This is a genomic window from Rahnella sp. AN3-3W3 (assembly GCF_003263545.1).
Lineage (GTDB): Bacteria > Pseudomonadota > Gammaproteobacteria > Enterobacterales > Enterobacteriaceae > Rahnella > Rahnella variigena.
Genome location: NZ_JYDG01000101.1, coordinates 24,478 through 36,736 on the forward strand (window position 1 = coordinate 24,478; position 12,259 = coordinate 36,736).

General features: G+C 49.8%; 11 protein-coding genes, 1 tRNA gene and 2 pseudogenes. 5 read left to right on the forward strand and 9 right to left on the reverse strand.

The window, feature by feature from the left end; genetic code table 11:
• Window positions 1-202: 202 nt before the first annotated feature.
• The 3 genes from UC15_RS21855 to UC15_RS21865 are packed head-to-tail and all read right to left on the reverse strand — an operon-like array spanning window position 203 to window position 2,187.
• Window positions 203-463: a hypothetical protein gene (locus tag UC15_RS21855; RefSeq protein ID WP_112290906.1), complete on the reverse strand. Its 261-nt coding sequence runs from the start codon at window positions 461-463 to the stop codon at window positions 203-205.
• On the reverse strand, window positions 463-1,992 hold the full coding sequence (locus UC15_RS21860) for an S-type pyocin domain-containing protein (RefSeq protein WP_112290908.1): 1,530 nt from the start codon (window positions 1,990-1,992) through the stop codon (window positions 463-465). Before UC15_RS21860 ends, UC15_RS21855 begins: the two co-directional genes overlap by 1 nt.
• A gap of 3 nt (window positions 1,993-1,995) precedes the next feature.
• Window positions 1,996-2,187 (reverse strand): hypothetical protein, encoded by a 192-nt coding sequence (locus tag UC15_RS21865; protein ID WP_232829966.1) that lies wholly within the window; start codon window positions 2,185-2,187, stop codon window positions 1,996-1,998.
• Window positions 2,188-2,706: 519 nt separating this feature from the next.
• On the opposite strand from UC15_RS21865, the gene UC15_RS25790 reads away from it, so the two are divergent.
• From UC15_RS25790 to UC15_RS26105, 4 genes and pseudogenes are all read left to right on the forward strand, one after another.
• Entirely contained in the window at window positions 2,707-2,919 is a 213-nt protein-coding gene (locus tag UC15_RS25790) for a hypothetical protein (protein WP_198659751.1), read from the forward strand.
• Between the two features lie 702 nt (window positions 2,920-3,621).
• A pseudogene (locus UC15_RS21880) lies at window positions 3,622-4,282 on the forward strand (hypothetical protein).
• A gap of 194 nt (window positions 4,283-4,476) precedes the next feature.
• Window positions 4,477-4,956 (forward strand): type VI secretion system tube protein TssD, encoded by a 480-nt coding sequence (locus tag UC15_RS21885; RefSeq protein ID WP_112290909.1) that lies wholly within the window; start codon window positions 4,477-4,479, stop codon window positions 4,954-4,956.
• Window positions 4,957-5,000: 44 nt separating this feature from the next.
• Window positions 5,001-5,207 (forward strand): annotated as a pseudogene (locus UC15_RS26105) (IS630 family transposase); the annotation flags it as partial.
• Window positions 5,208-5,373: 166 nt separating this feature from the next.
• On the opposite strand, the gene UC15_RS21890 reads toward UC15_RS26105, so the two are convergent.
• The 6 genes from UC15_RS21890 to gpt form a co-directional block, all read right to left on the reverse strand.
• A tRNA-Thr gene (locus UC15_RS21890) sits at window positions 5,374-5,449 on the reverse strand.
• Between the two features lie 158 nt (window positions 5,450-5,607).
• Entirely contained in the window at window positions 5,608-6,861 is a 1,254-nt protein-coding gene (gene proA, locus UC15_RS21895; protein WP_112290911.1) for a glutamate-5-semialdehyde dehydrogenase, read from the reverse strand.
• Between the two features lie 10 nt (window positions 6,862-6,871).
• Entirely contained in the window at window positions 6,872-7,975 is a 1,104-nt protein-coding gene (gene proB, locus UC15_RS21900; protein WP_112290913.1) for a glutamate 5-kinase, read from the reverse strand.
• Window positions 7,976-8,098: 123 nt separating this feature from the next.
• Window positions 8,099-8,500: a sigma factor-binding protein Crl gene (gene crl / locus UC15_RS21905; protein ID WP_112290914.1), complete on the reverse strand. Its 402-nt coding sequence runs from the start codon at window positions 8,498-8,500 to the stop codon at window positions 8,099-8,101.
• A gap of 63 nt (window positions 8,501-8,563) precedes the next feature.
• A complete protein-coding gene (frsA, locus tag UC15_RS21910) occupies window positions 8,564-9,814 on the reverse strand; it encodes an esterase FrsA (RefSeq protein WP_112290916.1) in 1,251 nt (416 codons plus the stop codon).
• 177 nt (window positions 9,815-9,991) lie between these two features.
• The gene (gene gpt / locus UC15_RS21915; RefSeq protein WP_112290918.1) at window positions 9,992-10,450 is read right to left on the reverse strand and encodes a xanthine phosphoribosyltransferase; all 459 of its coding nucleotides are present in this window, start codon (window positions 10,448-10,450) and stop codon (window positions 9,992-9,994) included.
• 293 nt (window positions 10,451-10,743) lie between these two features.
• Here gpt and pepD point away from each other — a divergent pair, with 293 nt between their 5' ends.
• A complete protein-coding gene (gene pepD, locus UC15_RS21920) occupies window positions 10,744-12,204 on the forward strand; it encodes a beta-Ala-His dipeptidase (RefSeq protein WP_112290919.1) in 1,461 nt (486 codons plus the stop codon).
• Window positions 12,205-12,259: the final 55 nt, after the last annotated feature.

Consider the following 12,259-nt stretch of genomic DNA (forward strand, 5'->3'; position numbering starts at 1 on the left):
TCTGTTCTTTTGAAAACCAACTGATAATCATTTACCTTGTTTAAAAGCCTCTTTAGCTTCATTCAAACTCATTTTTTCGCTCCACCACGCCTGTCAGGATTTTTAAACTGAAAAGGGTCACCCTCCCTATTACAGTTGGGACAGATATCATGCTCACCTAAAGCTTCGAATACTTTTTTTACCACAACATGGACAAGGATAATCATCTGTCATTGTCTTCACCTGCAGACATCTGAATAATGTAATTATCAGTATCAAATATTGTTTCAAATAGTATACCGAGGGATGTAGCTTGCACCTTATTGACGTTAAACACCGCAACGCCATTAATGAAATCCATTTTATCCTCTTCATCCCAACCCATTATTTTTGAAATAGGGTCCAGATTTTCTTTGGGAATATTTACCTCTAAAATCAAGTCTTCCGTTTGCTTATCAAACAAATCTATCGTGTAAATAATCATTATTTTTCTACCTTTCTTGATGGATCTGCAGGTTTGGTTTGTTTGCCGGTTACGGGATCAAATTCACCTAAATGATTACGCCCGCTTTTATCATAAACTTCGACAGTTCCATGTTGAGAATCCCATTCGTAGATCGTCTTTTTTGAGTCTTTCCAACGATACCGGAACTTTCCTCCGCCCTTGATTAGGGTCTTACTTACTGCTTTCTTAGCATCAGGAAATGCTGGCAAGGGAGGATTTCCTCTTGGTGCCACATGGTATTTGTGGTCATTACTCAGATAAATATAAATCGGCGGCATACCATGCGGCAGATTGACCAGGATGTAATCATCAAATGAGGATTCATCCGGGATCGGCAGCGAGGTTGAGGTATTGCCCATTTCTTCCGCGCCGGGTAACGGTAATACGGTGATGGTCGAAGGTAAATACGGCTCGTCACGATTACCGGTATTAGTGGGCGCTTTAAACTCCAGCTCGTCGGGTGTCCAGATGATGGTGGGCTTTTCCGCGCCATCCGCCCAGAACTCATAATTACCCGTGAACGTGTTCCTCCGCATAGCGCGCACACGAACCTGATCCTGTCCGCTGTCAGCGCCGGTGTGATAAGCCACCGGTGTTAACCGGCCATATTTATCCTTCACCCACTGAAAGCGGATCCGCGTCGGGGCAGATTTTCGTGCCAGCGCCGCAAGCTGGCTGCCGCTTAAAATATCTTTCTCACCAGCGTTCAGCTTGTTCGAATAAAAAGTTCCGATGACACCCAAGGCTACCGGATTCACGAACAGGCTGCCGGAGCGGATCGACGTCACGCCGCGCAGTGCATTCATGCCCGCCGCAATGAGCTCAGTGCCGCCCCCTGTTGCCACAGGGATAGCCAGCGGCATGCCAGACTGCGCGGGAGTATCAGCCTTCGCGCCAAAAAACTTTTTGTACCACGGCGTTTTATCACCGGCTGGTTTCTTGCGCTTCGCTGCCTGCGCATGCTGCTCAATTTCGGGCTTTATGCCAGCGACCGGCGTCGGTACACCGTAAGATATCCGCCCGAAGTTATGATGTTGCTCCTCACAGGTTCGTGCTTCGGTATTTCCTGCGCCACATTCCGCGGATTTCGCAAACACCGGCATCGAACGTCTGGCCTGTTCTGCCGCATCTTTCTCAGCCTGAACCCGTAATATCGCGGCACGCTCTGCTTCCCACTTTTCACGCGCCAGTTCGGAAGGTGATTTACCTCTCCCCATCCATTGTCCGGCTGGCGCGATAACCCGGTTCGTCCCCGGCGGGCAACCGCATAAAACCTGCGAACCATCCACGGCAGAAGCAAGCCCGTCATAGATGCAATGCGGCTCTCCGCTGGTGATTTTTCCGCGACGACCACATTTAGGGCAGTTAGTTGTGACATCCCCGATGCGGATCACACCAAGTCCGTGCTCTGTGGCATTCGGCAATGAGGTGATACAGACCGCGCCCGTCGTGGTTTTATCACCGTGCAGAGCCTGCCCGCGACCATAACAATTTGAGCGATACCCCATCCGTTATGCTCCGCTGCCCGAAACCACCAGCCGGTAAATCGCAATAACAGGATGCTGACGTGCAAAAGCTGCCTGTTCCTCCACCACAGCCCTCACGCTTTCATTCATTTCAGCCAGCTGTTCAGCCGTGAAAGGAGAGGCATTAATGACATCCAGTAATTCCTGATTCAGTTCATTAGTGAATTGCATTTCCATATTTATTTTTCGTCCGCTGAGGTGAATTCAGCCGGTATAATAAGCAGCTTAAATAAACACTCACAACGAACAATAAATATAAATCCATAAACCTTGAGCCAAATCAAAATATATAATTCCATTAAGTTATTCTGCTTATTTATACAAGCAGATAAAACCAATGTTTATATTCATCACTATGAATTAATTATCGAGTGAAATGTATATTAAATATTTATGGAACAAATAGACTTATAAATTATTTCAAGCGAGATAAATTTGATATCAAAACGCATCTATCGCAGAAAATAACACATGATAATAAATGGATATAGAATGAAAGTTGTCCTAATTGTTCTTTCACTGGCTCTCATTTCTGGCACTACTCATGCAAAACGTTGTACTGAACGTTATGCTTAAGCTGCTGATTTAACTGTCTATAACCTGGATTCATGGGAAGCAATACAAAAGAATTACGTCGCTTACGCGCAATGTGATGATGGCAGTATTGCTAAAGGGAATTCAGAAGCAATCGCGAGGTTGCTTGTCGATAAATGGCCAGAAACCGCAAAACTGCAATCTTTGATAAATCACGATTCAGGATTTCAAAAGTATGTTGTGAGGCATATCAATTACACGCTGGATACTGACGACCTGCATCAGATCATTATTCTGTCATCTGAGTCCTGCCCGGCTGAAAATAAAGCTTTAGGCGGTAAACTTATTGCTGCTGCGAAAAGTGAAGAGAAATAGCATTGGTGATAATTCACAGGCGGCAGAGATATGATCTGACGCCTGAATGCTAATTAGCTTTTCCGGAAAAATATGACTACTTTCTATTCCCGTGGAATTCAATAATCAGCGCAGCAAGCTCGTCTTCCTCGGCATAAAAATAGGCAACAGGCACATCCAGCACTTTAGCTATTCGGCTGACAGTATCCTGGTCTGGCTGATGATTGAGGCAAAGGAGATCTGGCTAAGTCGGTATTTTTTTGGGTAAAAAAGGAAAAAAACAGACAGAAAGCTGAGGTCTTAAATGAATTAATTGTTTTATGATATAAAAATTAAAGCAGAAATGGTGCCAACTACCGGAATACATAATATATCTTAATCATTGATGTGATTAATATTTCGCGTCAAACGACAGAGGATTAGTTATGGTTAATACTAATCTAATCCATGGCAGTGGAAAAACCGTAAGATGTGGGCGTTCATACGTTGAGATAGAATCAGATGTAGTGGTTGAGACGTTTTACCCAGAGTGGTCTGAGAACGTTGGGCTGTCTGCCCGTAAATCCGAATCTCACCGGCGAACAAGACCGCTGGGGAAATTACTGTGCATCATGGAGTCGGGAGGGCTGGCATGTATACAGAGGAAGCCTCTTTTTATATATCCACTGCCAAAAGGGGGGAGTATACTCACACGCTGGGAACTGGCTAATAAAAGGAATTAGCATGAGCAATTATGAGGAAATCGCCACACGAATTGCCGATATCATTATATCACCTGACTCAGTATTAGGTTTTATTAACGGTGCTATTTCCGTACCTCTCGATCTGGGTTATATGGCGTATGGTGTATTCGACACTGATTCACATTACTCTCACGAAACTGAAACAATCAGAATAATCCAGGCGATGAGGAACGGAATTCTTAATTACGACAGAATTCTAGATGCGATAAAGATTGTTTTCTCAAAGTTTGATCAATATGTATCTATAAGCAAACAAAACAAGGTGTTGAGCCGTGGCTCATTCTCAATAATAGGGCGCGTCGTTACTAATTCTGCGATTTCATCAACGATAGCTAAGGCAATTGCTCAGCGGGCTGGCTGGACAGTAGCTCTGCGGGGGGGGGGCTGTAGGTAACATTTTGCTTATAGGAGGAATGAAGGAGCGCTGTATAAGAACATCGGAACAGCTCAGCGTAGACGAACCTGAATTATATCAGGTGCTGCGTGTAAAAGATTATGACTTACTCTACTTTATGTTTGAACCGGCACTTAAACCCTTTGTGGATGCTCTGATCGTAAGACGACAACAGGGAATTCCCGCCTTTGATAACATACTGGAACGTGTAGAATCTAAAGTGAGTGGTGACCATGGGCATCATTAAGGGGATATTGGGTGCGTTGGTAGGCGCGATTGCTGTCTGGTTGGGAATATATTTCTTTTTCCACTTCGAAACCTGGACAATGAGACTACTTTCTATTTTTACGCTTGCAGTCTGCATATATCTTCTGGGGAAATTATTAGATAAATTTTTTCCAATGTAGTTATTTGAAATTACTCAATTTATAAGGATGTAAAATGTCAAATCCAGCATATTTATGGTTAACTGATGAAAATGGATCACCTGTTATAGGCGGTTCTTTAGTTTCTGGTCGAGTCGGAGCCATAGAATTAAAGTCGTTGACTCATAATGTACAGGTCCCAACCGACTCGAATACGGGACGATTAACGGGAACGCGGGTACATTCACCTTTATCATTTCAAAAGGAATTTGATAAGGTTACACCGCTTTTATACAAAGGACTGAGCCAGGGTCTTACCATGAAATCCGCAACGTTTAAGATGTACCAGATCTTAGATGCAGGCATCGAATCCGAGTATTTTAATATAATTCTTGAAAATGTAAAAATAACTTCAATTACACCGAACCTATACCAAGGCGGTCAGACGGGAACGCATTTTGAAACAATCCAAATGCGCTATGAAGCTATTACGTGGAAGTGTTGCGAGGGCAATATTATATTTAAAGATTCGTGGAACAACCGCTGGGTTGCATAAGCAGGCTATCTAACTGCGCGTAATACAGGAGTGGCTGAAGGTAAAATCCAAAGATTATTGTTATTTATCAGCCAGTTTACTCACTATGGGTTAACAGAATGGAACTCTTGTGGCTTACACTGCATGAAACGGTAACGCGTAAACGCCGTTGCAGGACAATGTGGCAGCTACTGAAAAATGTCAGACAGTTTATGAAATCAGCTTCACCGTTCCACGGCAGTCAGCATGGGTTAAGCAAAGTGGAGCGGTAACAGGCGCAGTTTTTTAGACCGAATTCGAGATGCCCCGCATTGTGACCTCCAATCATGTGTTCATTTCAATAGACACGGGTTGACACCAAACGAGTGGAAAAGGTATTTTTTTGTTTGATTGTAAAGAGTTTTATTGACTTGACTTGACTTGAAAATACTTTGGAAATGGTGCCGACTACCGGAATCGAACTGGTGACCTACTGATTACAAGTCAGTTGCTCTACCTACTGAGCTAAGTCGGCATTTTGGAGTGTTACCGGGGGACTACGGGGTGCTAAATTAGTGAAATATGACGCTGCCGTCAAGCCCCCTGCAGTGCGTTTGCTGCTTTTCTCATCACCCTATGCAAAATAGGGGATTAGCACCGGCTTCATGACTACAAATCCACCGGTGCTCACTGTTACGGACGGACTAAATCGTCGCCGTAACCAATCCATTTGTAGGTCGTCAGAGCTTCTAATCCCATCGGGCCGCGGGCGTGCAGTTTTTGAGTACTGACCGCCACTTCTGCGCCTAAACCAAACTGTCCGCCGTCGGTGAAACGGGTGCTGGCGTTGACGTAAACCGCCGAGGAATCCACTTCACGTACAAACCTGTCCGCGCTGCTGATAGAACGCGTGAGGATCGCATCGGAATGTTCGGTGCCGTAGGTGCGGATATGCGCCACGGCGGCGTCCAGATCGGCGACAACCGTCACGTTCAGATCCAGTGACAGCCATTCATCTGAATAATCTTCTTCGGTGACCGCCAGCACTTTCGCCGGGCCGTTTTGCAGATAAGGCATTGCAGATTCGCTGGCGTGTAACGTCACGCCAGCGCGGTGCATTTTGTCGCTCAGCTCCGGCAGGAAACGGGCGGCAATCGCCTGATGCACCAGCACGGTTTCCAGGCTGTTACAGGCGCTCGGACGCTGCACTTTGGCGCTTTCCAGCACGGTCAGCGCTTTGTCGAAATCTGCGCTTTCATCCACAAATGTATGACACACACCGATACCGCCGGTGATCACCGGAATGGTGGATTGTTCGCGGCACAGTTTATGCAGCGCCGCGCCACCGCGTGGGATCAGCATGTCGACGTATTTATCCAGACGCAGCAGTTCTGCGACCAGTGCGCGATCGGGGCTTTCAATCGCCTGAACCGCCGCTTTCGGTAATCCGCATTCTTCCAGCGCCATCTGGATGACGTTAACCGTCGCCTGATTAGTGTGGTGCGTTTCTTTGCCACCGCGCAGGATCACGGCGTTGCCGGTTTTCAGGCACAGGCTGGCGACATCAATGGTAACGTTCGGGCGCGCTTCATAAATCACGCCGATCACGCCGAGCGGCACACGGCGGCGTTCGAGACGCAAACCGCTGTCCTGCTGTGAACCGTCAATCACCTGCCCGACCGGATCGCTCAGGCGGCAGACATCGCGCACGTCACTGGCAATGGCCGATAACCGCGCGGGCGTCAGCAGCAGCCGGTCTAATAAGGCTTCGCTCATGCCGCTTTCGCGGGCGGCGGACATGTCGAGTTCGTTGGCAAGAATAATGCTCTGGCTGTTGGCCTCAAGCATGTCGGCCATCAGCATCAGCGCACGGTTTTTCTGCGCGGTGCTGAGGGTGGAGAGCTGCCAGGACGCGGCTTTCGCGGCCTTGCCCATCTCGTTAAGCATCTGTGGCTCCTTAACTGACAATCATGTCGTCACGATGCACGGCAACCGGGCCGTATTCGTAACCGAGAATTTCGCTGATCTGCTGAGAGTGATGACCGGCAATCATGCGCATCGCATCGCTGTTATAGCGGCTGACACCGTGCGCAAGATCGCGTCCGTTCAGATTGCGGATGCGGATCACTTCGCCACGCGAGAAATCGCCTTTCACTTCGCGGATACCTTTTGGCAGCAGTGAACTGCCGCGCTCCATCATGGCGGAAACCGCGCCGTCATCGATGGTGATTTCACCGGCTGGCGGTGCGCCGAAGATCCAGCGTTTACGGTTCTCCAGCGGGGTTTCCATCGCGTGGAAACGTGTGCCGACGGACACGCCGTTAATCACATCACCAATCACACCCGGCAGGTTGCCTGCGGCAATAATGGTATCGACGCCCGCACGGCACGCGACATCCGCCGCCTGCAATTTGGTCGCCATGCCACCGGTACCCAGTCCGGAAACGCTGTCACCCGCCACGCCGCGCAGTTCGTCATCAATCGTCATGACTTCACGGATAAGCTCGGCCTGCGGATTGGTGCGCGGATCGGCGGTAAACAGACCACGCTGATCAGTCAGCAGCAGCAATTTATCGGCCCCGGCCAGAATAGCGGCCAGCGCGGAAAGATTGTCGTTATCACCGACTTTGATCTCAGCCGTCGCCACTGCATCGTTTTCGTTAATCACCGGCACGATATGGTTATCAAGCAGCGCATGCATCGTGTCGCGGGCGTTGAGGAACCGCTCGCGGTCTTCCATGTCGGCACGCGTCAGCAGCATCTGACCAATGTGGATGCCATAAATAGAGAACAATTGCTCCCACAGCTGGATCAAACGGCTTTGCCCGACGGCAGCCAGCAGTTGTTTGGAAGCAATGGTGGCGGGGAGTTCGGGGTAGCCAAGATGTTCACGCCCGGCAGCAATGGCGCCCGACGTCACAATCACAATCCGATGCCCTGCCGCATGTTGCTGCGCGCACTGGCGGACAAGCTCAACAATGTGAGCACGGTTGAGGCGGCGTGAACCGCCAGTGAGCACGCTGGTGCCCAGTTTTACAACCAGTGTCTGGCTACCACTCATAATCGTTCCATTAGTGTGAATAAGAAGTGCTTCTGTGTCTTTTTTAACAGGGGAGAAGCGTTATGCCAACCGGCATAACGCTATAATAGCAGCATTCAGTATGGGAATGGGTAGTACAGAAAGTCAGGCGGAGAGCTTCACGGGTTCTTCGCTGAAATCATCAGCAGGTTCCAGTTTGAGGGACATCTCTTCAATCATCTTGTTGAGATTCTTGTGGAACCCTTTCAATGTCGTCTCAAGCTTCTCACGCACTTCAGCATCTTTAATGTTTTGCGCTTTCCAGATGCCGTCTTTATCGAACAAACCGAAGTGATAAACATAGGTAAAACGTTCGGCTTCAGCCTGCAACTCAATCCACCAGCCCCAGAACTCACGCTTTTCCGGCGCGGGCTTCACGTTCACACAGACAGCTAAGCAGTCAAAGAAAAAGCGGTCGTTCTCGCATTTTCCTTCTCTGATGTACGGTCCCAGTGTACCGAAACGTTTCATTAGCCTGCTTTTAGGATGACCGCTTGGTAACGTCATAGTACAACCTCCATAGAAAGACGATCCTTTTTAGCAAAACGTTAGGAATTAGCAACCATTAAGTTAACGCATATGCTTTTGCAACCACTCACAAATCTCATGCAAAGCCTTGTCAAAATGCTCATAAAGTGGCTCGTTCTGAATCGGTAATAGCTTGCCTTCAGATGAAGAATCCGCAATCAATCTGGCTTCCGCCTTCGGACTGAAGATGTCGTTTTCCCAGTAAGCGGCCAGCATTGGCGTCGGCGTTCTGCGCCCCAGCAACCCCTGCATTTTCAGAGAATATCGATTAAGTTCGGTCTTGAGCGCCGAATCCGACGCGCTCGACATCCCCAGCCGGCTCGCCAGCACATCCATATACATATCGGGAACCTGTTCCTGACATTTCGGATCGCTCAGCAATGAATGCACCAGCGCGCCTAATGTGGCAACGGCACACACACGGCGCGGTTCGAGATAAGCCAGACGCACAGCGACGTTCGCGCCAAAACGATAACCGAGCAGGCTGACACGGCTGGCATCGACCCACGCAACATCGGCAAGCTGGTGCAATACCTGCTGATGCAGGAAGCTGGTGTCCTGGGTGAGTTTCCACTTCGACGAGAACCCGATCGACGGCATGTCGATGGTCAGCATCGCAATGCCCATCGGCGCCAGATAAGAGCGGAACAGACGCTGATGGTCACTTTGCAAGGTATCCAGACCGCCGCACACCATGACAGTCGGGAACGGCGCTTTGCCTTCATTCGGCAGGTGCAGAAAACCGGTGATCGGCGCGCCGCCCGGAATTTTGAATTCGATCTCTTTGAGAGAATACGGCGAATGTTCTGAGGATTTCTCAAAGGCTTTATTGGCCAGTACTTCTGACTGTTCCGCCAGCGTATCGCCTTTCAGATGCGGATACCCGGCGATGCTGTAAAGGTTCGCCGCCTTCAGCCAGTATTCGCTGGCCAGGTTTGGATCTTTTTCTTCTGCGGCTTTTTGCTGCCACGCCATCGCCTGATTTGACCATTCGTAAACCCAGTTGCCGTTACGGTAGCCAATGACGGTGTCCAGCAGCAGCGGATCGCTGTGCTCGGCTTTGGAAACTGCAATCCGCGACAGCACTTCTTCGACTTCTAAAGGGTCGACACCCCGCCACATCCACATCAGGCGGTTAATGGTTCTGTACCAGCAATTTACCGTGTCGCCTTCCAGCGCAGTGTGCATCGGCGGGTGCGTATTATGATGATGAACGCGACGAACCAGCGTCGAAGTTTCCGGATATTTAAAGGAAGGTTTAAACAGTTTTTCCGTAAGGTTGGCTGGAGCCATGATGCAAGATCCTCCGTTAGCAAGCAGCAGGTCGCCCGCAGGCGATCATTTCTGGACGGGATTATAACCCGACCACGTTGCGACAAGTGAGGGGTGAGGTCAAGCGGAAAGGATTTCAAGTCAACAAAAGCAAAACGCCCGGCAATGAGCCAGGCGTTTATAAACACTAAGGGAAAATTACTTACCCACTAATGGAGGCACAAAGATGACCCCCATATCCCACGGCTGTTCGATCCAGGTGTTCTGCGGAATGTCGATGACGTAATCATCGACCAGCGGTGCGCCAGCAGGTTTGGCGAAGATGGTGATGAAATGTGCTTTCGGGTACATTTCGCGGATCGCTTTCGCAGTGCCGCCGGTATCAACCAGATCGTCGATCACGATGAAGCCTTCACCGTCGCCTTCTGCGCGTTTCAGCACTTGCATTTCGCGCTGATTATCATGGTCATAGCTGGAGATACACACGGTATCGACATGGCGGATGCACAGCTCGCGAGCCAGCAACGCTGCAGGGACCAGACCGCCACGGCTGACGGCAATAATGCCTTTCCATTGTTCTGCCGGCAGCAGGCGTTTAGCCATGGTGCGGGCGTGGATTTGCAGCATGTCCCAGGTTACAACGTATTTTTCGCTCATAAAGGTGTCCCAGCCAGTGAATTAACGGCTTCTAAATAAATAATGGGGGGAAAAAAGGTTGCGCGAGATTATAGTGAGTCCGTCTCACAAAAACCAGCGATTATCTGGTCAAAGCGCCCCAAAAAACCCGGAATTTCTCCCCGTCCCCGCGCACAGGTTAAGATTAAGTGATATTCTGTCAGGCCACTCGCCACACAGTCTGGCGGGGATTACTTAACCTTAAACCTACAGCATCTCAATCAGTTCCCCCGCAAACGGAGCCTGAATGAGCTGACTGTTACAGGAGACTTATAGTGTCTGAACTGTCTCAGCTTTCGCCACAACCGTTGTGGGATATTTTTGCCAAAATCTGTTCAATTCCGCACCCTTCTTATCATGAAGAAGAACTGGCAAAACACATCGTTGAATGGGCACAGGAAAAGGGTATCCACGCTGAGCGTGATGAAGTCGGCAACATTTTGCTGCGTAAACCGGCCACGAAAGGCATGGAAAACCGCAAAGCCGTTGCCCTGCAGGCGCACCTCGATATGGTGCCGCAGAAAAACAACGATACCGTTCATGATTTCACTAAAGATCCGATCCAGCCTTTCATCGAAGACGGTTGGGTAAAAGCCCGCGGCACCACGCTGGGTTCTGACAATGGTATCGGCATGGCGTCCGCGCTGGCAGTTCTGGCTGATGACAGCGTAGAGCACGGTCCGCTCGAAGTGCTGCTGACCATGACCGAAGAAACCGGCATGGCAGGCGCATTCGGCCTGCAACCAGACTGGTTACAGTCTGAAATTCTGATCAACACCGATTCCGAAACCGAAGGCGAAATCTACATGGGTTGCGCCGGCGGCATTGATTTTACCGCCACACTGCCACTGAGCCGTGAAGCGGTTCCGGCTGGTTTCACCACGCTGAAGCTGACCCTGAAGGGACTGAAAGGCGGCCACTCCGGCGCTGATATCCATTTAGGACTGGGTAACGCAAGCAAACTGCTGGCGCGTTTCCTGGCAGACAACGCCGAGACACTGGGCCTGCGCCTGCTGGATTTCACCGGCGGCACACTGCGTAACGCCATCCCGCGTGAAGCGATTGCGACTCTGGCCGTTGCTGCGGATAAAACAGACGCACTGAAAGCGGCAGCACAGGAATTCCTGGCGACCATTCAGTTTGAACTGTCAGCGGTTGAGAAGAAAATTGCTCTGGTGGCAGAAGCGGCTGAAAGCAACGCGAAAGCGCTGACCGCGGAAACTCAGGGTAAATTCCTTGCCCTGCTGAACGCGACGCCAAACGGCGTGATCCGCATGAGTGATGACGTGAAAGGCGTGGTAGAAACCTCGCTGAACGTCGGTGTTGTCACCATGAAAGATGACGAAGTAGCGATCAACAGTCTGATCCGTTCTCTTATCGACAGCGGCAAAGAATATGTGGTCAGCATGCTCAACTCACTGAGTGAACTGGCTGGCGCGAAAAGTCTGGCAAAAGGCAGCTACCCTGGCTGGAAACCTGAGCCAAGCTCACCGGTGATGACGCTGGTGCGTGAAACTTACCAGACGCTGTTCAATAAAACCCCGAACATCATGGTGATCCACGCCGGTCTGGAATGCGGTCTGTTCAAAAAACCGTACCCGGACATGGACATGGTTTCCATCGGGCCAACCATCACCGGCCCGCACTCGCCGGATGAGCAGGTGGAAATTGCCAGCGTCGAGCTGTACTGGAAACTGCTGACGGCCCTGCTGAAAGCGATTCCTGAACGCGGTTAATTTTTGCTCCCTCCCCTGCGAAGGGGAGGGTTGGGGTGGGGTATTAAAGCAAAAT

Bases quoted from the DNA above. Each gene is read 5' to 3' on its own strand.
- UC15_RS21855 (WP_112290906.1), bottom strand. From the start codon at position 463: ATGATTATTTACACGATAGATTTGTTTGATAAGCAAACGGAAGACTTG.
- UC15_RS21860 (WP_112290908.1), bottom strand. From the start codon at position 1,992: ATGGGGTATCGCTCAAATTGTTATGGTCGCGGGCAGGCTCTGCACGGT.
- UC15_RS21865 (WP_232829966.1), bottom strand. From the start codon at position 2,187: ATGGAAATGCAATTCACTAATGAACTGAATCAGGAATTACTGGATGTC.
- UC15_RS21885 (WP_112290909.1), top strand. From the start codon at position 4,477: ATGTCAAATCCAGCATATTTATGGTTAACTGATGAAAATGGATCACCT.
- proA (WP_112290911.1), bottom strand. From the start codon at position 6,861: ATGCTTAACGAGATGGGCAAGGCCGCGAAAGCCGCGTCCTGGCAGCTC.
- proB (WP_112290913.1), bottom strand. From the start codon at position 7,975: ATGAGTGGTAGCCAGACACTGGTTGTAAAACTGGGCACCAGCGTGCTC.
- crl (WP_112290914.1), bottom strand. From the start codon at position 8,500: ATGACGTTACCAAGCGGTCATCCTAAAAGCAGGCTAATGAAACGTTTC.
- frsA (WP_112290916.1), bottom strand. From the start codon at position 9,814: ATGGCTCCAGCCAACCTTACGGAAAAACTGTTTAAACCTTCCTTTAAA.
- gpt (WP_112290918.1), bottom strand. From the start codon at position 10,450: ATGAGCGAAAAATACGTTGTAACCTGGGACATGCTGCAAATCCACGCC.